We start from the raw sequence: 21,430 nt of genomic DNA, 5'->3' as shown, positions 1-21,430 counted from the left end.
TGGTCGGGGAGATTAACCTTCTGCCTGATCAAACCCTTCGACCAGATTATGGCGTAGCGCAAGGTGGGTTAGCTCCACATCGGTTGCCACCTCAAGCTTTTCAAACAGCCGGTAGCGGTAGGTGTTGACTGTTTTGGGGCTTAGGTGGAGACGGTCGGAAATATCCTGAACCCGCTGGCAGTTGACAATCATCAGCGCTATTTGCAGCTCGCGGTGCGACAGGTGGGCGAATGGGCTGTCTTCGGTATGGAAGTGTAACATGGCGAGGCGCTGGGCAATTTCTTGGCTGAGATAGCGTCGACCATGAAAGACGTCACGAATGGCGCTAACCATTTCAGTGGCGTTGGTGCCCTTGCTCAAGAAGCCGGAAGCGCCCGCTTCCAGCATGCGCCGGGCGACGTTATCCTCTAAATGTCCGGTAAGAATCAAGACCTTGATGTCTTTCATCCCACGATGAATACGGCGTGTGGCTTCCAGGCCGCCGATCCCCGGCATGCGGATATCCATCAGCACAATGTCGGGTCTCAACTGACGGCACTTGGAAACGGCGCTTTCACCGTCATCTGCCTCACCAACGATATGAATATCGGTTTCATCGTTCAGTAGGTGGGCAATACTTGTTCTCACCAAGTGGTGATCATCGGCGATTAAAACGTTGATCAAAGGACAAGCTCCTGCATTGAGAGGGCACATCTTGCATGCGGTGGATTCCAGAAGCTGGGTCGGTGTCGCCTTCGCCCATCAGCCGCAGAACAAGCAGGCTAACTCGACAATGTGACCCTGTACGCCCTATAGAGTGCCACGGCTGTCAGCAAAGGAGAATTAGTAAACGGTGAAATGCGTAAAACCTTGACCAACGACAGCTGGCATCGTAGTATACGCCTCGCTGTAGCAACGACAGCCTGTGGGGCCTTAGCTCAGCTGGGAGAGCGCAACACTGGCAGTGTTGAGGTCAGCGGTTCGATCCCGCTAGGCTCCACCATCAATATTCTAAAAACGCCCCATCGGTTTAGCGATGGGGCGTTTTTTTTGCGGCCTGTCCCAGGATGACAATAACCGAGCTGCTAAGAATTTACCTTGCCGAGTAGCAGGAACTCGATCAGCGCCTTCTGGGCGTGGAGGCGGTTACCTGCTTCCTGCCAAACCACGGCGCGCGGGTCGTCCAGTAAGGTGTGGCTGATTTCCTCGCCGCGATGAGCGGGCAGGCAGTGTAGAAACAGGGCGTCTGGCTTGGCTTTATCAAGCAACGCCTCGGTGACCTGAAAGCCTGCGAAATCCGCCTCGCGCTTGGCCTGTTCCTCTTCCTGACCCATGGAGGCCCAGACATCCGTGGTGATCAGGTCGGCACCCTCGGCGGCGGCTTGCGGGTCGTGCAGGAGCGTCACCTGGTCGCCAGCGGCCGCCATGATGTCGGCGCGTGGTTCATACCCCTTGGGGCAACAAATCCGCAGGTGGAAGTCGAACTGACGTGCGGCGTTGATCCAGGAATGGCACATGTTATTGCCATCGCCAACCCATACCGCCGTCCGCCCCTTGACGCTGCCGCGAAGCTCGGTCCAGGTCATGATGTCCGCAAGCAACTGGCAGGGGTGGTAGTCATCGCTCAGCGCGTTGATGACCGGTACGCTGCTGGCGCTGGCATAGGCTTCAAGGCCGGCGTGGGAAAAGGTACGAATCATCACGGCATCGACCATCTCGGCCAGCACGCGGGCGGTGTCCTCGATGGGTTCGCCGCGTCCCAGTTGGGTGTCACGGGGAGATAGAAACAGGGCGTGGCCCCCGAATTGCGCCATGGCGGTTTCGAACGAAACGCGTGTACGCGTTGACGATTTCTCGAAAATCATCGCCAGCGTGCGGTTTGGCAACGGCGTATAGCGTGGCCCCTGTGCCTTCAGGTTGCTCTTGACAGTGATGGCGCGCTGAATCAAATAGTTCAGTTCGTCGGGCGTTAAGTCCAGTAACGTCAGAAAATGGCGTGTCGCCATGAAGGTAGTCTCCGCGCAAAAACCCTATCCTAGCGATGCCCTGGGGGATGCGCAACGTGGTTGGCACGCGTAGAATGGCAAGTACCGCACAAGGTTGAGTAGTATGCTCGGGTATTAAAACGCCATGCCTCAAGCATGCTGCATTATCTAACGATCGCCTTGAGGTCGCCCGGCGGTGCGCCGCCGAATCGACCATCGAGGCCCATCTCTATAGGAGACTGTATGAGCACCACAGCCGAGAACATTCAGCGCCAAATCAGTGAAAACCCGATCCTGATTTACATGAAAGGCACGCCACAGTTGCCGCAATGCGGCTTCTCGGCGCAAACCGTTCAGGCACTGATGAGCTGCGGCGAGCGCTTCGCGTTTGTCAACGTGCTGGATAATCCAGACATCCGTGCCGAGCTGCCGAAAATTGCCAACTGGCCGACATTCCCGCAGCTATGGGTCGAAGGTGAGCTGGTCGGCGGCTGCGATATCGTGATCGAGATGCACCAGAACGGCGAGCTGGAAACGCTGGTTAAAGCGGCAGGGCAGCGCGCCGCTGCCAATGAAAGCGGTGATAATGCCTGAGGGGTTTGCCTGGCCCGTTGGGTAGACGGTTGGCGGGTCGTGGCGCAGTCGCTAGAATAACCTTTTGTCTTGGCTCTGAAGCCACACCGCCCAAGGATGTCATGCTCAATGAGCTATCAGGTTCTGGCCCGTAAATGGCGGCCGCGTACTTTTCACGAGCTTGTGGGCCAAGCCCATGTGCAGCTTGCCTTGGTCAATGCGCTTGACCAGGGCCGCCTGCACCATGCGTACCTATTTACCGGCACGCGGGGCGTGGGCAAGACCACTCTGGCAAGGATACTGGCCAAGTGCCTGAACTGCACCGCCAATGGTCGCGGCGACGAGGGGGTTACCTCAACCCCTTGCGGGCAGTGCGATAGCTGCCAGGCCATCGATGAAGGGCGTTTTGTCGACTTGATCGAAGTGGATGCCGCTTCGCGCACCAAGGTCGAAGACACCCGTGAACTGCTCGACAACGTTCAATACGCCCCGACACAAGGGCGCTATAAGGTGTACCTCATCGATGAGGTGCACATGCTCTCCACAAGCAGCTTTAACGCGCTGTTGAAGACACTTGAAGAGCCTCCCCCTCACGTCAAGTTCCTGCTGGCGACCACCGATCCGCAAAAGCTTCCCGCGACGGTGCTCTCGCGCTGCCTGCAATTCACCCTCAAGCACATGCCGCCGGAACGCGTGGTGACGCACCTGACGCACATACTGAACAGTGAAGGCGTCGCGTTTGACGAAAGCGCGCTTTGGCTGTTGGGTAAAGCGGCTGAAGGCTCCATGCGCGATGCCATGAGCCTGACTGACCAGGCGATTGCCTTTGGTCAGGGCGCCGTCAGGCATGCGGATGTGGCGGCGATGCTGGGCACCCTGGATCACCGCCACGTGATTGCGCTGATAGAGGCGTTGGCGGAGGTTAACGTTGCCCGCTTGCTGTCGGAGATCGGTCAGCTAGCCGAGCAGAGTCCTGACTTTGCCGCAGTGCTGGATGATGTGACCGGGGTATTGCACCGCTTGGCAGTGGCGCAGATGGTGCCCGACGCCGTGGATAACAGCCACGGCGACCGCGACATTATCCTGCAATTGGCATCGCGTTTCAGTGCCGAGGATATCCAGCTGTACTATCAAATCGGTATCCAGGGGCGTGGTGATATGCAACACGCCCCCGATTTGCGCAGTGCACTGGAAATGACCCTGCTCAGAATGCTGGCGTTCCGTCCCCAGGGCGTGCCCAAGCCGCCGACAACCAAGCTGCCGCTTCAGCCTGAAGCGCCTGTCGCACCCGAAGCGCCTGAAGAGGCGCCTGTCAGCGAGCGGCCAGAAGCAACGCCAGAAGATTCGCCGCCGCCTCCGGCGTCGGTCAACGATGAAGAAACGTCAGCCGCGCCCCCCTGGGAGCTTGACGCGTCCCCGGATGAGCCAACGCTAACCTCAGAGCCAGAGCCAGAGCCAGAGCCAGAGCCAGAGCCAGAGCCAGAGCCAGAGCCAGAGCCAGAGCCAGAGCCAGAGCCAGTGCCAGCGTCGGCTGCGCAAGTCAGTGCTTCCGCACCCCCGTCCGAGTATTGGGACCATGCCCAATGGCTTGAGCAGTTCGATGCCCTGGGGCTTGGCGGCCTGACGCGTAACCTGGCCGCCCATTGTCAGTTGGACACTGATGATGGGCACACCTTCACGCTGCGCTTGGCGCCTAGCCAGTCGGCGATGCAAGCCGAGGTTCACCAGACGCGCATCGAGAATGCCCTGGCCGAACTGGGGGTAAAGCGCCGCGTGGTGTTTCATGTCGAAGACCTCGCCGGTGCCCTGGAAACCCCTCGGCAACGCGAAGTGCGTTGCCAGGCGGAGCGTCATGCTCAGGCGGTTGATGTCTTGCAGCGCGACCCCCATGTAGTAGAGTTAATGCAGGCTTTCGGCGCACAGCTTGTCGAAACCAGCGTCAAACCTGTTGAAGCGTCGCGCTAACGCTGTGCGATCCACTGATGATTGGAGAGTCTTACCATGATGAAAGGCGGCATGGGCAACTTGATGAAACAAGCCCAAGAGATGCAGGAAAAAATGCAGCGTGCCCAGGAAGAAGTGGCCGAAGCAGAAGTGTTGGGCGAAGCCGGTGCCGGCATGGTCAAGGTGACCATGAATGGCCGTCATGACGTGATTTCGGTCGATATCGACCAGAGCGTCATGCAGGAAGACAAAGAACTGCTGGAAGATCTGCTGGCGGCTGCCGTCAACGATGCAGTGCGCAAAGTCGAGGTCAACTCGAAAGCCAAGATGGAAGAAGCCACTGCCGGGCTTGATCTGCCCCCCGGCTTCAAAATGCCATTTTAAATGATGCGGTTTTCTCCGCTTGTCGAGCAACTGATGGAGGCCTTTCGCGTCTTGCCGGGCGTGGGGCCAAAAACCGCACAGCGTATGGCCATGCACCTGCTGGAACGGGACCGCCCCGGCGGCCAGAAACTGGCGTCCACCATCCAGCAGGCGATTGACGAAGTCTGCTACTGTCGGCGTTGCCGAACGCTGACAGAAGCGGATATCTGCGCGTTGTGTGAAAGCCCGCGCCGCCATGACCAGCTGCTATGCGTGGTGGAATCACCTGCCGATCAACTGGCGATTGAAGAAGCCGGTGGCTTTCAGGGGCGGTATTTCGTCCTGCATGGCCACCTGTCGCCGCTGGATGGCATCGGGCCTGATGCCATCGGCCTGGACGTGCTCGAAGCCCGTGTCGCGGAAGGTCAAATCAGCGAAGTGGTGCTCGCTACCAACCCCACGGTGGAGGGCGAAGCCACCGCGCACTACATTGCTGCCTTGCTGGCGGAACATGGCGTAACGCTATCGCGGCTTGCCTACGGCGTCCCCATGGGCGGTGAGCTGGAGTACGTAGACGGCGGCACACTCAGCCGAGCCTTCAACGGCCGCCAGCCGTTCAGCAGTGAATAACTTACTCTCAAGCAAGCGCTCAGGCGGTTGTGCAAACAGGGAATAGACTTTTGTCCTCATTTCAACCCGCTGACATCAGCTGGATTGCCTCGCCGCAGGCCCTCGATGACGCCTGCCTACAGGTGGCCGATGCCCCTGTGATTGCCTTGGATACGGAGTTTTTCCGCGAGAAAACGTTTTTTCCCATCCCGGCGTTAATCCAGTTCAGTGCAGGTGAGCATGCGTTCCTGATCGACCCGCTGGCAACGCCCTGTACCGATGCCTTTCGGGCCCTTTTGCAGAATCAAGCGATCAAGCTGCTGCATGCCTGCAGTGAAGACCTGGAGGTGTTTCAAATCTGGGCAGGCGTCTTGCCCAGCCCCTTGATCGACACCCAGGTGGCGCAGGGGTTTCTGGGTGATAATCCCAGCATGGGATACCAGAAGCTGGTCGAGGCCTGGGTGGGTAGAACCCTGCCCAAGGAAGAAACCCGCTCCAATTGGCTGGAGCGCCCCTTGACCGCCGCGCAGTGCGAGTATGCCGCGCTGGACGTTGTTTACCTGCTCGACGTATGGGCAAAACAGCGTGAGCAGCTCGAGCACCTTGACCGCTTTGACTGGCTGGAGAGCGACTGCCGCCAACTGATCGACCAGGCGGGTCGCAGCGATGACAACGACACTCAGTGGTACACCCGGCAACGCCAGCTATGGCGACTCACCGCGCCACAACTGAAAGCGTATCAGCTGATGACCACCTGGCGGGAAGGCGAGACACGTCGTCGCGACATACCGCGGAACTGGCTGATAAGCGATAAACACTTGATGGCCATTGCCGAGGCGATGCCTAGCAATCGCTATGAACTAGCCCGTGTTGAAGGAATGACACCCCCGCTGGTCAAGAAAGAGGGCGATGCCCTGCTGGGCTTCGTCAAGGAGGCCCAGCATACGCCCAGTGACGCCTTGCCCACGCCATGGCCAGACCCGATGCAACCCGCCTTCAAGCAGCGTTTCAAGGCGTTAAAGAAAGTGGTTAAAGGCCATGCCGATGAACTGGGGCTTGCGCCTGAGGTGCTGTTGCGCCGCCGTGATCTGGAGGCGTTGGTCATGCAGTCGCTGGCGGGGACGCCGTTCACCCTGCCCACCGGTTGGCGAGGTGAACGGCTGAATGATGATCTGGCAACGGCGTTGGAGGCGCAGACCCAGTGAGCGATAAACTGCTGTGCGAGATTTTCAAAAGCTCGCGTAAAGACGAAATGTATCTTTACGTTGATAAGCGTCAGGGGCTTGCGCATGTCCCCGAGCCGCTATTGGCGTCGTTTGGCAAGCCCCAGGCATTGCTCACCATGATTTTGACCGCTGACAAAAAGCTGGCGCGTGCCAGTGCGGCAGACATCATCGAGGCGATCGATTCCCAGGGTTTTTATCTGCAGATGCCACCCGGCAACGAAACGAATTTATTGACGGAACACCTGGCCCAGCAGCGTTCCGGCAATCCGCCAGGCGAATGAATTTTCTCGCCCATGCCTGGCTTGCCCGCGACGGCAGCGATGACTTCCTCTACGGCAATCTGATTGCCGATGGGGTCAAGGGCCGCGATCTGACCGCCTGGCCTGATGATACGGCCCGGGGTATCCGTCACCATCGCCGTGTGGATGCCTGGGTGGACGGGCATCACTGCGTCAAGGCGGCGTTACGCCGGTCGCCCCCCGCTCAGCGACGCTTCATGGGCATTGCGCTGGATATTGTCTGGGACCACTTTCTTTCCCTTGAACACCATGCCGACGCCTCGCAGCCGGTATTGATCGAGCGCTGCTATCGGCTGTTGAATGAGCGCTCGGCGCCTGACCGCCTGGCCCCCATGGTGGAGCCCTTGATCACCCACGACTGGCTGCGCCGCTATGCCGATTTCGATTTTACCTGCCAGGCCATTGCTGGCGTAGGCAGACGTCTGTCAGGACCCAATCGGTTGGCGGAGCTTGTCCCATGGCTGCACGAGGATTACGCTCAGTTGAAGAGCGATTTTGATGAACTCTGGCCCGCGCTTTTTGATGCGCTAGGTACCGAGCGTTGTTTCCCAACGCATACGAGTAGCAAGTGAAGGTGATCCAATGACAGGCGCGTTACGCGAGCGCTTTTGGGAGCGCTATACGCTGGAAGAACTGACCACGGCCGAGTGGGAGGCACTCTGCGATGGCTGCGGGCAGTGCTGCCTGTTGAAGCTGCATGATGAAGAAAGCCAGGAGCTGGCCGTGCTCAATGTGGCCTGTCGGCTGCTGGATACGCATAGTTGCCAATGCAGCGATTACGAAAATCGTTTTGACTTCGTCCCCGACTGTACTCAGCTGACCCCTGAGCTGGTGAAAGAATTCACCTGGTTGCCGCCCACCTGTGGCTACCGGCGTGTCGCCGAAGGGCGCAAGCTGGCCGGCTGGCACCCTTTACTCAGCAACGATGCCGAGCGAGTCCATCGCAAAGGGGTGAGTGTGCGAAGCTATGCCGTTTCTCAGGATGAGGTTCCCGAACACCGGCTGGAATCCCATATCATCGCCGTGCTACCCATGTAGCACCCCGCTTATGGGTAGCATGTGCATTCCCACCCCTGTTTGTTAAACGGCTGACTTGCGTGTTGGCTTATCCCAGATCGATAAAAATGCCTCTTTCGCTGGTTTTGCTGCCTGCGTTACCGCTTGCGCAGGCGATGGCGCTTTTGCTTTGCGGGGCTGGCGCGGTGTATCCCAAATGGTCGGGAAATGATCGTGATGTGGCATGGTATCTCCTTGAGGTTTTACAACCTTGGTCTGTAAGACTAAGGCATAATATGCCACATGATTCTGTTTTATGGAAATCTTTTCCATAAAAATCCCTTCCATCTAACGATCTTTCATAAAACGATCTATCAGGATTCGATCAATCCACCAAGCCTAGCGCCCAGAGAATAAAGGCATCCTGTCGAGCGGCATCGCGCCACGCCTTGAAACGACCGGAGGCGCCGCCGTGGCCACTACTCATATCGGTGTGTAGCAATACCGGCGCGTCGCCTTGCTGGAGTTGGCTGACCCGCGCATAGAATTTCGCCGGCTCCCAGTAGCTAACCCGGGTATCAAACCAGCTGCCTTCCAGCCACAACGCCGGGTAGCGTTGGGCCGTCACGTTGTCGATGGGCGAATAATGGCGGATACGTTCGGCCACCTGCGGGTCGACCGGGTTGCCCCATTCGCTGTATTCGGCGGTGGTCAACGGCAGCGACGGATTCTGCATGGTGCGTAGCACGTCGAGAAATGGCACCTCGAGGACACCGGCGCAAAACGACTCAGGGGCACGGTTGAGGCAGGTGCCCACCAGCAGGCCGCCCGCGCTTGCGCCACAGGCGACAATTCGCTGTGGATCGCTCAAGCCTTGCGCCACCAGGGCATCGCGGGCGGCTAGAAAGTCGTCAAAGCTGTGTTCCTTGTGGGCCATCTTGCCGTCCAGATACCAAGGCTCGCCACGCTCGCCGCCTCCACGTACGTGGGCCACAGCAAAGGCAACACCCCGCTCGAGCAGTTCCAGGCGGGCAATGGAAAACCACGGGTCGAGGGGTTCTCCGTAAGCACCATAGCCATATAACAGGGTGGGCAGCGGCTGGTTGGCCAGGTCGCTACGCGTAACGACCGAGACGGGAACACGCTGGCCGTCGGCACTGGTCGCCCAGATCCGCTGACTGACAAGCTGTTCCGGTGCCAGGCTGCCATGTACCGGCACGCGTTTGAGCAGTGTGCGCTCCCCGGTGGTCAGATCCAGGGCATACCAGCTGGGCGGACGGGTAAACGATTCTTCCCGCAGACGCAGCACCTGGGTATCGAAGTGGGGAGCGTCCTCAAGCAGCTGTGAGCACAGCGATTCGGGTTGGTCGAGGTAGTCGTCCCGGGTGATGTGCTGCTGCGGGTTGAGGTCCAGACGACGCAGTCGCACCTGCGCTCGATCATGATCGCGTTCAGCAAGCATCAGCCCCCAGGCGAAGGCATCTATGCCCTCCAGGGTAGCGTCTTCCCGCGCCGGGACGAGGGGCTGCCATGCAGGCAAGTCGCTATCCAGTGCCTCGATGGCTAACACGTCAAGCTGGAAATGGGCGCTGGCTTGATTATGCAGCCGATAAAATACGCCGGGACGATGGTCTATCGTATACTCAACGCCGGGTTGGCGAGTTTGAAGACAGCGGGGTGTATCGGTCGGCGTTCGGGCTGGCACCACGTGGACTTCACTGGTGTCTTTGGAGGCACTTTCAAGCACCAGCCACTCCCGGGAACGGGTTTTGCCCATGCCCAGCCAAAACTCCGGGTCGTCCTCGCGCAGCAATAACGTCGCTGGCTGGGAGTGCGGTGTGTGGTCAAGGCTGACGGGCAGGCACCAAATGCTGTCCGGGCGTTGGGTGTCGTCGAAGCGGGTAAACAGCAGCGAGGCATGGCCTGCGGTCTGGTCTTCTGCCCAGCAGATGCCGGGGCCGATGTCGCTGAGCAACTGAACCGGTTGGCCGTCGGGCAGGCGTTTTAGCCACAGGGTAAACCGCTCGTCTCCCTGAGTGTCGTCGGTCCAGGCCAGCCATGCTTCATCCGGTGACAGCGCCATGTCGCCCATTTCGTAGAATGGCTGCCCGGCGGCAAGGTCGGGTACCGCTAGAACGCATTCAGAGGCGTCGGGCTGGCCGTTGGGGTGACGCCACCAGCGGGGGTATTCCTCATCGGCGGCGGTTTCGCTCCAGAACGTAAAGTGGTCGAGCGTTGTCGGAAGGCTGGTGACCGCGAGTTCCCGCCGGCGCAGGTGGCTTTCATAAAGCGCGTCGGCAAGCGGTTCCAGCGGTTTGAACCATGCGGCATGCTGCTGGTTTGCCGCGGTCAGAAATTGGCTGACATCGGCGCTGTCACGCTGCTCTAGCCAGTGCCAGTGTGGATCATCCGCACGAAAATAGGCGCTGACCGGGTGGCTGTTGTTCAGGGCTGGCTGTGCTTTCATAAATTGATAGGTACCATAACGGGAAATCTACGTTGGGTGAGTACACCCTCATGAGGAGTATTATGCTGTTTGCAGATTCAATGTCACTGTTGTGGTTGAGTTATTACGGTCTGTCACTGGTCGTGGGCTTGGCCGTTTATTTTGCGTTCGCCTTTTTGCCCAGATTGCCGCGCCTAGTGCTGACATGGTGCATTGGCGGTGCGATGTGGGCGCCTGCACCCTTTCGGTTGCCCCTGGTGGAAGAGGGCGAGTTTTACACGGGGTGGGCGCCTTCCGCCATGGTTGCCGCTGTAGGGTTTTTAGAGAGCAACGGTGGCGCACTGCGTAATGGCCTTTTGTGCTTGGTGCTTGGTATGGCAATTGGTGGCGTTGTAGGCGTTGCACTATGGTGGCGTGGGCGCAACAAGGCCGTCCTTGAGCCTGCGGCTGAAGAAAACACGGCCAGCGATCCCGAAGAAACACGCCGCCGTGAACCGGTGATCGGCTAAGCCTGGCAGGAGCACGTCGATGTGTGAGCTGTTGGGAATGAGTGCCAATGTGCCCACCGATATCTGTTTCAGCTTCGCTGGCTTCCTGCACCGGGGCGGCGGAACAGGGCCGCACCGCGACGGTTGGGGCATTGCCTTCTATGAAGAAGGGGGCTACCGGGAGTTTCGCGACCCCCATCCGTCGGTAGACTCGCCCATCGCACGACTGATCTGCGATTACCCGATCAAATCCAATGTCGTGATCAGTCACATTCGTCAGGCCAACGTCGGTGGGGTCACCTTGGCCAATACCCATCCGTTTACCCGTGAAATGTGGGGGCGGCCCTGGTGCTACGCCCACAATGGTCAGCTGAGCGACTGGCAGCCTTTACCGTTGGGCGTTTATACCCCCGTGGGTAGCACCGACAGCGAGCACGCTTTCTGCTGGCTGATGAGCCAGCTGAGGCGTGCCTTTCCAACCCCGCCGGACGAGCAGGCGCCGCTTTGGCAAACGCTACACGGTTTATGCGAGCGGCTGCGAACCTTGGGTGTCTTTAATCTACTGCTCTCTGACGGCACGTATCTCTATACCTACTGTTCAACTAAGCTTGCTCATATCACCCGTGCTGCGCCTTTTGGTGAGGCTGAATTGTCTGATGCCGAACTAACGGTCAACTTTGCCGAACATACCACGCCCAACGATATCGTGTCGGTGATTGCGACCGAACCACTGACCCATAATGAACACTGGTGCCGCATGCAGCCGGGGGAATTGCTGGTGTGGCGAGATGGATGCATTCAGGCGCGCTATTTAAGTCAGGCATGATGGGAGGTTAGGGCTAAAGTTGAAACGAAAGTTTCAATCGATCGTTTTACAGTGGTAGGTCAGTCGTATATCGTTGCGTTCTTCGCGACTCGACAACAACAAGGTCGGTGACGACATCGACATGGAAACTGGAGATTGCCCATGAGCGAACAAGCTGATGCCCCTATTCTTCGCGGTCCTGTGCTCGAGGGGTTAGAGCAGTACGGTGCCGTGACCGACGTTTTCCACACGGCCGTTGAACGTTTCAAAGACAAGCCGGCATTTAGCTGCATGGGCAAAACGCTCAGCTTTGCTGACCTTGACCGGTTATCGGCCAATTTTGCCGCCTGGTTACAGCATGAAACCGACCTGGTGCCCGGTGATCGGATCGCGATTCAACTGCCCAATGTGCTGCAGTTTCCGGTGGCGGTATTTGGTGCGCTGCGCGCGGGTCTGGTGGTGGTCAACACCAACCCGCTGTATACCGAGCGCGAAATGGCCCACCAGTTCAAGGATGCCAACGCCAAGGCGATTGTGATCCTGGCCAACATGGCGGATAAGCTCGAGCGCGTGCTCGATAAAACGGAGATCAAGCATGTGGTCGTGACGGAGCTTGCCGACCTGCACGACTTCCCCAAGCGGCTGCTGATCAACAGCGTGGTCAAGTACATCAAGAAAATGGTCCCGCGCTTTTCGTTACCTCAGTCGGTGCGTCTGCGCGATGCGTTGAATAAAGGGCAGGCCTTGAGTCACCGCGAAGTCACCCGAGACCAGGAGGACCTGGCCGCGCTTCAATATACCGGGGGGACCACCGGCATGCCCAAAGGGGCGATGCTGACCCACCGTAACCTTGTCGCCAACATGCTGCAGGCCCGACAGGCTATCGGTGGTAACCTGACCGATGGCAACGAACTGGTGATTGCGCCGTTGCCCGTGTATCACATTTACACCTTTACCGTGAACTGCCTGTTTCTGATGGAGACTGGCAACCATTCGGTATTGATCACCAACCCGCGTGATCTGGATGGCTTTATCAAGTCATTGAAGGGCATGCCGTTTACCGCCTTTATTGGTCTCAATACACTGTTCAATGCGCTGTGCAATCGCGAGGACTTCAAGCAGCTCGACTTCTCGAAACTGCACCTGACCATTTCTGGCGGTATGGCCTTGACGAAAACCTCCGCGAAGCGCTGGGAAGAGGTAACGGGGTGTCCCATCTCGGAAGGCTACGGACTGACGGAAACCTCGCCGATTGTCAGTTTCAATCCGTCGGATGCCATTCAGCTAGGCACGATTGGCAAACCGGTGGCAGGGACGGCGGTCAAAGTCGTCAATGCCGACGGTCAGGACCAGCCGCTGGGCGAGCCTGGCGAGCTGTGTGTGCAGGGCCCTCAGGTCATGAAGGGCTACTGGCAGCGTGAGGAAGAGACGCGCGCCTCCATCGATGCCGACGGCTGGTTCTATACCGGTGATATAGCCGTGCTCCAGGAAGACGGCTACATCCGTATTGTGGACCGCAAGAAAGACATGATTCTGGTCTCGGGATTCAATGTTTATCCAAACGAAGTGGAAGACGTCGTGGCCGGACATCCCGATGTGGTCGAGTCAGCCGCGGTAGGCGTTGCCGATGAAGCGGCGGGAGAGGCCATCAAGCTGTTTGTGGTCAGCAAAAATCCCGAGCTGGATGCCGAAACGCTGCGTCGCTGGTGCAAGAGTGAACTTGCCGGTTACAAAGTGCCGAAGCACATCGAGTTTCGCGATGAGCTGCCGAAAACGAACGTCGGTAAGGTGCTGCGCCGTCAGCTTCGTGACGAAGATAACACCTCCGCTGACGCTTAATCGGTAGCGCGATTTATGCGCCAGCTAAGTGAACGCGTTACAATGATCTGCCCGCTCGGTTGAGCGGGCAGACTTTTTTATACGTGCCACCCTGCAAGTGCCCATAGGACCTGGATATATCGTGACCAACGACACGCCGCTCGCAACGACCTCCGATGCACAACGCCTCAAGACGCTCAAGTCCGCCGTGAACAACACGATGCGACGCGATGCCCAGCGTTTCGAGCGGCGGTTGGCCGGTTTGTCGCGTCGTCTGCAGGAGGGAAAGCCCATCGACCGGGGGTTGAACGAGCTGGAACCCGAGGTGGCGCGCGCGCAGCAGGTGCTTCACCAGCGAGAGAATCAATCGTTTAACTGGAACTACCCGAACGAATTGCCGGTGGTTGAACGCCGTGAGGATATTCTTGCGGCGCTGCGCGACCATCAGGTCGTTGTCGTCGCGGGGGAAACCGGATCGGGTAAAACCACCCAGTTACCCAAAATGTGCCTGGAGCTAGGCCTTGGTCGGCGTGGCCTGATAGGCCACACCCAGCCGCGGCGGCTTGCCGCGCGCAGTGTGGCCACCCGGCTTGCCGAGGAACTGGCGGTGCCGCTTGGCGAGCAGGTGGGGTATCAGGTCAGGTTTACCGACCAGAGCAACGAGAACACCCTGGTCAAGCTGATGACCGACGGGATCCTGCTGGCGGAAACCCAGCACGACCCGCTTTTGCTGCGCTACGACACCATCATTATCGATGAAGCCCACGAGCGCAGCCTCAACATCGATTTCCTGCTGGGCTATCTGAAACGTCTGCTCCCCAAGCGCCCGGACCTGTCGGTTATCATCACCTCGGCCACCATCGATGTGGCGCGATTTGCTGCCCATTTCGGCAGTGCCCAGCGCCCCGCCCCGACGGTTGAAGTCTCCGGCCGGGCTTATCCGGTTGAGGTGCATTACCGGCCACTGGTACGCGACGGCGAGGACGAAGAGGACCGAACCCTGCAAGAGGGTATCCTCCACGCGGTCGAGGAAATCGAGGGGCTGGAACGTGAAAAGGGCTGGCAGCACGGGCCACGCGATGTGCTGGTGTTCCTGCCCGGCGAGCGGGAAATTCGTGAAACGGCTGATACGCTGCGCCGCGCTGATTTGCGTGACTGTGAAGTACTGCCGCTGTACGCGCGGCTTTCCAACGCCGAGCAGAACCGGGTGTTCGCGCCGCACCGTGGGCGACGAATCGTGCTGGCGACCAACGTTGCCGAAACTTCGCTGACCGTCCCCGGCATCCGCTATGTGATCGACCCCGGGTTGGTGCGTATCAGCCGTTATAGCTACCGGTCGAAGATCCAGCGCTTGCCGGTCGAGCCGGTGAGCCAGGCCAGCGCCAACCAGCGCATGGGACGCTGTGGGCGGATTGCCGAAGGCGTGTGTATCCGTCTGTACGACGAGGACGATTTCCTGGCCCGTCCGGCGTTTACCGACCCAGAGATCCAGCGTACCAATCTTGCCTCGGTCATTTTATCCATGCTGGCCCTCAAACTGGGCGACATCGAAGACTTCCCGTTTGTCGACCCGCCCGACAGCCGCTTTATCAAAGACGGTTTCCGTCTGCTCTTTGAACTCGGGGCGGTGGACGAGCGCCAGCGGCTCACGGCGCTGGGTCGCAAGCTCGCGCGGTTGCCGATAGACCCCCGGCTGGCGCGTATGGTGCTGGCGGGTCACGAGCAGGGCAGCCTGCGCGATGTATTGGTCGTGGTCTCTGCACTGGCGATTCAGGATCCCCGCGACCGTCCGGCCGACAAACGCCAGGCCGCTGATCAGGCCCACCAGCGCTGGCATGATCCCGACTCGGATTTCGTGGCGCTGCTGAACCTTTGGCACGGCATCGACAATGCCCGAGAGGCGCTGTCGGGCAATCAATTGCGTCGCTGGTGTCGGGACCACTACATCAATTACCTGCGCGTACGCGAGTGGCACGATACCTTCCGCCAGTTGCGTCAGTTGCTGCGCGATATGGACATCGAGGTGCCAGCGCCGACGCCCGCCCCGGCAGATGAAAACGAAGAGCAGGCCCGACAGGCGCGGCGTAAAACCTCCGGCCCGCTACACAAGGCCTTGCTGACCGGATTGCTCTCCAACCTGGGTACGCTGCTGGAAAATCGCGAGTATTTAGGTGCGCGTAACCGTAAGTTCATGATTCATCCAGGCTCGGGGTTGGCCAAAAAAACGCCCAAATGGTTGATGGCCTTCGAGCTGGTGGAAACCTCCAAGCTGTTTGCGCGCACCGTGGCAAAGATTGACCCCCAATGGATTGAGCCGCTGGCGTCACATCTGGTCAAGCGCAGCTACAGCGAGCCTCACTGGGAAATGAAGCGTGCCCAGGTAGTGGCATTCGAGCAGGTGACCCTGTTTGGTTTGCCCATTGTGACCCGGCGCCGTGTGCATTACGGTCCGATCGCCCCGGCCGAGTCGCGGGAGCTGTTCATTCGCCGCGCGCTGGTAGAGGGCGAGTTCCACACCAAGGGCGAGTTTTTTGCCCACAACCGGGCGCTGATTGAAGAAGTCGAATCGCTGGAAGACCGTGCCCGTCGTCGCGACATCCTGGTCGACGAAGACACCTTGTTTGCGTTTTACGACGAGCGGCTCCCCAGTGACATCGTCAACGGCAAGGGGTTTGAACACTGGCGCAAGCAGGCCGAACAGCAGGAACCAGAGCTGCTCAAGTTCGATATCGAAGCGCTCAAGGCTCGCGACGCCGAGGACGTCACAAAGGCGCAGTACCCTGATCATCTGACCCTTTCGGGGGTTGCCTACCCGTTGAGCTATCATTTTGACCCCGACGCGGAGGACGATGGCGTCACCTTGACCGTCCCCGCGGCAATGCTGCCACAATTGCCAGAGCATGCCCTGGAGTGGCTGGTACCCGGCTTGCTGCGCGAGAAATGCATCGCCTTGATGAAAGCCCTGCCCAAGAGCATTCGCCGCCAGGTGGTGCCCATTCCTGACTGGGTCGACGCAGCACTGGAAACGCTGGTGCCAGATGAGCGGCCCTTGACCGAGGCCCTGGGCGAGTTCATTCGCCAGCGCACTGGGATACGTGTGCACCCGGACGATTGGCGCTTTGATACCTTGCCCGCTCACCTGATGATGAATATCCGGGTGGTGGATCATGATGGCGAGACGCTGGGGCAGGGCCGCTCCCTGCGGGCATTGGAAGCGACGTTTGAAGCGGCGGCCAAGGCCGGTGCTCAGGCACTGTCCGAGCAGGTCAGCGAAGCCCCGGATTTATCAGGCTTACCTGAGGAGCCCCTGCCCGATTCCCGCGTGACCACCCAGGCGGGTATTCGGGTTGAAGCCTACCCGGCATTGGTTAACGAGGCCGATACGTTTAAGGTAATGCTCTTTGACCATGCGGCAAAAGCCCAGGCGGCCCACCAAATGGGCGTGGCGCGTCTGGCGATGCAGCAATCTCCCGCCCAGGTCAAGGCGATCAAGGCACTGCCCGCGCTGGAAAAGTGCGCGTTGTTGTTCACCAATGTGGGTAGCAAGCAGGCGTTGATCGACGATGTGTTAGTGGCGGTGTTTACCCAAACGGTGGCACAAGCGCCAATCCCTCGCTCGGCCGCCGAGCTGAATGACCGCCTGGCAGCGGTCAAGGGCGACCTGGTACCCCACGCCGAGCAACTGCTTGGCCAGGTGGAAGCGGCGCTGAAAGGCCATTTGGCGGTCAGCAAGATACTGAAAGGTAAGCTGAACTTTGCGCTGGCGCTTGTCTACAGTGACGTGAAGGCACAAATGCAGCGGCTTGTTTACCCTGGCTTTATTACCCAGGCGGGGGAGTGGCTTTCAGAGTACCCGCGCTACACCGAGGCAGCATTGATCCGGTTGGAAAAAGCCGCCCGCGAGCGGGGGCGCGATCAAATGCTGATGCAGGACATTCAGGCGATGGAGGAAAAATTCGATGCCCGTCGCGAAAACGAACGCCGTGGGCGCGTTGAAGACCCGTCGCTCGTCGAGTTTGGCTGGTGGTTGCAGGAACTTCGCGTCTCGTTATTTGCCCAGCAGTTGGGGACACGAATGCCCGTTTCGGTGAAGCGGCTCGAGAAACGTTGGCAAGAGATAATTAGCGTTTAGATGCGGGCTGGAAAAATGCGCGTGAAACGCACACAGTGATGATATTGGCGGCGGTTGAAGCTTCCTGGCGCAAGCAGCCGTGAAAAGGAGATGTACATGACACACGTGGTGATAACCGGTACGGGGCTTTATACACCGGAACACGCCATCGATAATGCGTCCTTGGTTGCCGCATTCAACGCCTGGGTGGATCAGGAAAATGACCGCCATGCAGAAGCCATTGAGCAGGGGCAGCGGGAACCGCTCGCTCACTCGAGTAGCGACTTCATTGAAAAAGCGTCAGGCATCAAGAGCCGCTACGTATTGAATGCCGATGGTATTCTTGACCCGGCGCGTATGCGTCCCAAACTGCCTCAGCGGCAAAACGACGAGCCTTCTATCCAATGTGACATGGCGCTGAGTGCCGCGCGTGAGGCATTAGCCAATGCGAAGGTGGATGCCGGGGATATTGAGCTTGTGATCGTTGCCTGCTCCAATCTCGAGCGCGCCTACCCAGCCGTGGCGGTTGAGCTTCAGCACGCGCTGGGTGCTGGCGGCTACGGTTTCGATATGAATGTGGCCTGCAGTTCGGCGACCTTCGCGATTGAAACCGCTGCCAACGCCATTGCATCGGGCAGCGTGAAGCGCGCGTTGATCGTGAATCCTGAAATATGCTCGGCACACCTCAATTTTACCGACCGTGACAGCCACTTTATTTTTGGTGATGCGTGTACCGCAATGGTGCTTGAAGACGCGGCGAGTGCGTCCGCCGACGAGACCTACGAGATACTGGGGACCCGGTTAGCGACGATGTATTCCAATGCCATCCGCAATAACGCCGGGTTTTTGAATCGCGTCACCGATAGTGACCCGCTAGCGGAAGATAAGCTGTTCGTTCAGGAAGGGCGCCGCGTTTTTCGCGAGGTATGTCCGATGGTCGCGTCGATGATCGCGCAGCATTTGGCATCGCTGGAGTTAAAGGGCAGCGATTTGAAGCGCCTCTGGCTGCACCAGGCAAACCGCCACATGAACGATATGATTGCGCGCAAAGTGCTCGGTTACGACCCCAGTGCGGAACAGGCGCCGATCATTCTTGATCGCTACGCGAATACCAGCTCAGCAGGGTCTATCATCGCGTTTCATTTACACCGTGAATCGCTGGAGGCGGGTGACATTGGCGTTATCTGCTCTTTCGGCGCGGGGTACAGTGCAGGCAGTGTGGTTGTCAGGCGCCGATGAGTCGCCTGCGGATACAAAGTGCAAAACAGAGGAACGCAGTATGCCTAGGGTAGGGACATGTCATTTGATGCGGCGGCGTGTATGGCGGGCCGCCTTGGCCTCGACGATGGTGGTGGCGCTTGGCGGTTGTGCCAGCACCGGTTCAACCGGTTCGGAAGCCTCGCAGGCGTCCAGTCCGGATGACCCCTGGGAGGGCTTTAACCGGAAAGTGTTTGTCTTCAATGACGTACTTGATCGTTATGCGTTAAAACCCGTTGCCTCGGGGTATCGCACTATTACCCCTGAGCCACTACAGTTGGGAGTGGGTAATTTCTTCAGCAATCTGGGCGAGCTTCGCACCACGGTGAACAGTCTGCTCCAGGGCAAACCAGCCAATGCCGGGCGTTCGACATCACGGTTTTTGGTCAACACCACCATGGGGATTGGCGGACTCTTCGATATTGCCTCACGCATGGATATCGACTCAGACGAGGAAGACTTTGGCCAAACCCTGGCGACATGGGGATGGGAAGACTCGCGCTATCTGGTGCTGCCACTGCTCGGGCCTAGCACGCTGCGTGACACATCGGGACTGCCAGCCGATATGGCAGCCTATCCGGTCACCTACGTCGACGACGATGCGGTGCGAGCGGGGCTGACGGCACTCAATATCGTGGATACACGAGCCGGCCTGCTGGATCAGGAAGAGTTGATCCAGGGTGACCGTTACCGGTTTATTCGCGACGCCTATCTCCAGCGTCGTCAGTTTGAAATTAGCGACGGCGAACTCGGGGATGATCCGTTTTCTGCCGATGACTTTGAATTCGATGATGCCGACTTCGCCGACTGAGGCTTGCCATGGCGCATAAGCAGCTGATTGCGGTGATCGATGAACCCGGCACCGAGCGCGATGCGCTTGCCGAGGCGATTACCTGCGATGGTATGTGGGTATATGCAGCGGATAATATTGAGCATTTACCGGCCGAAACGGCCCTGATCGTGGCCCACGCCCGTGCGGTTCCCCGTCAGCAGTGGTCGCAGTTGACCCATCATTTGCCGACGGTGGTGGTGAGTGATTCGCGTCAGGATGCCGACTTGATAAAGGCGGTGGACGTTGGGCTGGTCGACTATATTGTCCACCCGCTGCGTCACGCTGAACTGCTGCGACGGATGATCCGCAAGGCGATCGAACTGGATGTGCTTGAGAAAGCCCGTGCCCGGGATCACGAGCGATTGGCCGAGCTCAACGAAAGTCTGGAAACCCACTTGGCATTGCTGCGCATGGACCAGCAGAGCGGGGGGCATATTCAGCGTCGCCTGCTGCCGCCGCGCCCCAAGGTCATCAACGGGGTTTACTATGACTACTGGTTCGCGCCATCGCTTTATTTGTCCGGGGATTTTCTCGACTATCAGCGCTACAATTCGCGTTACAGTGCCTTCTACTTTGCCGACGTATCAGGCCATGGGGCATCCTCGGCATTTGTCACGGTATTGTTAAAGTACCTTTGCAATCGCTGGCTAGGCGAATGGGATGGCATTCAGCCCGATAGACTGCCCAGCCAATGGCTGGCGGCGATGAACCGCGAGTTGCAAGGGACTGATATTGGTAAACACGCCACATTATTTGTTGGCGTTATTGACCATGAGGCGCATACTCTTCACTATTCGCTCGGGGCACAGTTACCGATGCCGTTATTAGTCTCGGGTGACCAGCTGACGCGGTTGCCGGGTGAAGGAATGCCGGTAGGACTGTTTCCCGATGTGGAGTACCCCGTTCTCAGTTGTGAACTGCCGGAAGACTTTCGGCTATGGCTGTGCTCGGATGGCGTATTGGAGTGCTTGCCGGGTGATTCGCTCGACACGCGGCTCAGGGAGCTTGAGCAACTCGTAAGCGTGAGTACCACGCTTGAACAGCTTTGTGATCGACTGACCAACAACAACGCGCTGTTAAGCAAACAGCGTGCTGGTGATGAGGACAGCCCCGATCGTGATGCTTTGCCCGACGACCTGACAATCATGATGGTGAGCGGATTTGGTCATGCTGACTGAAGAAGGTCGCATTAAAGCGGCGTTCGACTCTGGTGTTTTTGTTTTAAAATTGTGTGGCGATGTACGCTTGACACTCTGTGCCACCCTGGACACTCAGGCTCAGCGTCTGGCGGAAACGCCCGGATTGAGCGCTGTAATGATCGACCTGCGTGAAGCGACAAACGTTGACTCCACGGCGCTCGGTTTTCTTGCCAAGGTATCCCTGGCGGTAAAAGGGCGCCTGGAACAGCCGCCAACGATCATCGTGGATAATCAGGATGTGCGCCAGATGCTCGATGTCATGGGGTTTGCGCGTTTTTTCACCTTGATGGAAGCCCCGCTTCAGCCTACGGCAGACTTGAATAGCACCTTAGAGGAATTGCCCGAAGTGCCGGCGGATGAAGAGGGCCTGCGTGAGCGCATCCTGGAAGCCCACCGTATCCTCATGCGCATGAACGAGCATAACCGCGAACAGTTTCAGCCGTTGGTGGAAATGCTCGAGTCCCAAGAAACAACCCACCACTGACGGTTCGGCACGCTGG

20 protein-coding genes and 1 tRNA gene are annotated in these 21,430 nt (G+C 58.7%); 17 read left to right on the top strand and 4 right to left on the bottom strand.

Annotated features, from left to right (window positions below; all coding sequences use genetic code 11):
• Positions 1 to 12: 12 nt before the first annotated feature.
• A complete protein-coding gene (uvrY, locus tag NH395_RS07640) occupies positions 13 to 663 on the bottom strand; it encodes a UvrY/SirA/GacA family response regulator transcription factor (RefSeq protein WP_066322056.1) in 651 nt (216 codons plus the stop codon).
• A gap of 243 nt (positions 664 to 906) precedes the next feature.
• Here uvrY and NH395_RS07635 point away from each other — a divergent pair.
• Positions 907 to 982, top strand: a tRNA-Ala gene (locus NH395_RS07635).
• A gap of 82 nt (positions 983 to 1,064) precedes the next feature.
• Here NH395_RS07635 and argF read toward each other — a convergent pair.
• Positions 1,065 to 1,985: an ornithine carbamoyltransferase gene (argF, locus tag NH395_RS07630; protein WP_253023732.1), complete on the bottom strand. Its 921-nt coding sequence runs from the start codon at positions 1,983 to 1,985 to the stop codon at positions 1,065 to 1,067.
• Between the two features lie 222 nt (positions 1,986 to 2,207).
• On the opposite strand from argF, the gene grxD reads away from it, so the two are divergent.
• The 8 genes from grxD to NH395_RS07590 all read left to right on the top strand — a co-directional run bounded on the left by grxD (position 2,208) and on the right by NH395_RS07590 (position 8,016).
• Positions 2,208 to 2,558 carry a Grx4 family monothiol glutaredoxin gene (gene grxD, locus NH395_RS07625; RefSeq protein ID WP_253023730.1) on the top strand — a complete coding sequence of 117 codons (351 nt, stop codon included), beginning with the start codon at positions 2,208 to 2,210 and terminating at the stop codon, positions 2,556 to 2,558.
• A gap of 108 nt (positions 2,559 to 2,666) precedes the next feature.
• A complete protein-coding gene (gene dnaX, locus NH395_RS07620; protein ID WP_253023728.1) occupies positions 2,667 to 4,502 on the top strand; it encodes a DNA polymerase III subunit gamma/tau in 1,836 nt (611 codons plus the stop codon).
• Between the two features lie 36 nt (positions 4,503 to 4,538).
• Positions 4,539 to 4,865: a YbaB/EbfC family nucleoid-associated protein gene (locus NH395_RS07615; RefSeq protein WP_066319816.1), complete on the top strand. Its 327-nt coding sequence runs from the start codon at positions 4,539 to 4,541 to the stop codon at positions 4,863 to 4,865.
• 3 nt (positions 4,866 to 4,868) lie between these two features.
• Positions 4,869 to 5,474, top strand: a complete 606-nt coding sequence (gene recR / locus NH395_RS07610) for a recombination mediator RecR (RefSeq protein ID WP_253024031.1) — start codon at positions 4,869 to 4,871, stop codon at positions 5,472 to 5,474.
• A 50-nt stretch (positions 5,475 to 5,524) separates the two neighbouring features.
• Complete coding sequence (gene rnd, locus NH395_RS07605; protein WP_253023726.1) at positions 5,525 to 6,658, top strand: ribonuclease D; 1,134 nt, start codon at positions 5,525 to 5,527, stop codon at positions 6,656 to 6,658.
• On the top strand, positions 6,655 to 6,960 hold the full coding sequence (locus tag NH395_RS07600) for a YcgL domain-containing protein (RefSeq protein WP_092830864.1): 306 nt from the start codon (positions 6,655 to 6,657) through the stop codon (positions 6,958 to 6,960). The genes rnd and NH395_RS07600 overlap by 4 nt, the downstream gene beginning before the upstream one ends.
• Positions 6,957 to 7,550, top strand: coding sequence for an ACP phosphodiesterase (locus tag NH395_RS07595; protein ID WP_253023724.1), 594 nt, complete (start codon positions 6,957 to 6,959; stop codon positions 7,548 to 7,550). Before NH395_RS07600 ends, NH395_RS07595 begins: the two co-directional genes overlap by 4 nt.
• Positions 7,551 to 7,560: 10 nt before the next feature.
• Complete coding sequence (locus NH395_RS07590; protein ID WP_253023722.1) at positions 7,561 to 8,016, top strand: YcgN family cysteine cluster protein; 456 nt, start codon at positions 7,561 to 7,563, stop codon at positions 8,014 to 8,016.
• Positions 8,017 to 8,058: 42 nt separating this feature from the next.
• On the opposite strand, the gene NH395_RS07585 is transcribed toward NH395_RS07590, so the two are convergent.
• Positions 8,059 to 8,322, bottom strand: coding sequence for a hypothetical protein (locus NH395_RS07585; RefSeq protein WP_253023720.1), 264 nt, complete (start codon positions 8,320 to 8,322; stop codon positions 8,059 to 8,061).
• 37 nt (positions 8,323 to 8,359) lie between these two features.
• Positions 8,360 to 10,441, bottom strand: coding sequence for a prolyl oligopeptidase family serine peptidase (locus NH395_RS07580; protein ID WP_253023718.1), 2,082 nt, complete (start codon positions 10,439 to 10,441; stop codon positions 8,360 to 8,362).
• Between the two features lie 62 nt (positions 10,442 to 10,503).
• On the opposite strand from NH395_RS07580, the gene NH395_RS07575 reads away from it, so the two are divergent.
• The 8 genes from NH395_RS07575 to NH395_RS07540 all read left to right on the top strand — a co-directional run bounded on the left by NH395_RS07575 (position 10,504) and on the right by NH395_RS07540 (position 21,414).
• Positions 10,504 to 10,929 (top strand): hypothetical protein, encoded by a 426-nt coding sequence (locus NH395_RS07575; protein WP_253023716.1) that lies wholly within the window; start codon positions 10,504 to 10,506, stop codon positions 10,927 to 10,929.
• Between the two features lie 19 nt (positions 10,930 to 10,948).
• Complete coding sequence (locus tag NH395_RS07570; RefSeq protein WP_253023714.1) at positions 10,949 to 11,734, top strand: class II glutamine amidotransferase; 786 nt, start codon at positions 10,949 to 10,951, stop codon at positions 11,732 to 11,734.
• 141 nt (positions 11,735 to 11,875) lie between these two features.
• Positions 11,876 to 13,552 carry an AMP-binding protein gene (locus NH395_RS07565; RefSeq protein WP_092830852.1) on the top strand — a complete coding sequence of 559 codons (1,677 nt, stop codon included), beginning with the start codon at positions 11,876 to 11,878 and terminating at the stop codon, positions 13,550 to 13,552.
• A 121-nt stretch (positions 13,553 to 13,673) separates the two neighbouring features.
• Positions 13,674 to 17,663 carry an ATP-dependent RNA helicase HrpA gene (hrpA, locus tag NH395_RS07560; protein WP_366065417.1) on the top strand — a complete coding sequence of 1,330 codons (3,990 nt, stop codon included), beginning with the start codon at positions 13,674 to 13,676 and terminating at the stop codon, positions 17,661 to 17,663.
• Positions 17,664 to 17,759: 96 nt separating this feature from the next.
• Positions 17,760 to 18,881, top strand: coding sequence for a beta-ketoacyl-ACP synthase III (locus tag NH395_RS07555; protein WP_253023712.1), 1,122 nt, complete (start codon positions 17,760 to 17,762; stop codon positions 18,879 to 18,881).
• Between the two features lie 67 nt (positions 18,882 to 18,948).
• On the top strand, positions 18,949 to 19,710 hold the full coding sequence (locus NH395_RS07550) for a VacJ family lipoprotein (protein WP_253023710.1): 762 nt from the start codon (positions 18,949 to 18,951) through the stop codon (positions 19,708 to 19,710).
• An 8-nt stretch (positions 19,711 to 19,718) separates the two neighbouring features.
• Positions 19,719 to 20,909, top strand: a complete 1,191-nt coding sequence (locus NH395_RS07545) for a SpoIIE family protein phosphatase (protein ID WP_253023708.1) — start codon at positions 19,719 to 19,721, stop codon at positions 20,907 to 20,909.
• Positions 20,899 to 21,414: an STAS domain-containing protein gene (locus NH395_RS07540; protein ID WP_066319791.1), complete on the top strand. Its 516-nt coding sequence runs from the start codon at positions 20,899 to 20,901 to the stop codon at positions 21,412 to 21,414. The genes NH395_RS07545 and NH395_RS07540 overlap by 11 nt, the downstream gene beginning before the upstream one ends.
• Positions 21,415 to 21,430 lie beyond the last annotated feature (16 nt).

The sequence above is a fragment of the Halomonas sp. Mc5H-6 genome, from assembly GCF_024124705.1.
Classification (GTDB): Bacteria; Pseudomonadota; Gammaproteobacteria; order Pseudomonadales; family Halomonadaceae; genus Vreelandella; species Vreelandella subterranea.
This window is presented reverse-complemented; position numbering and strand designations above follow the sequence as displayed.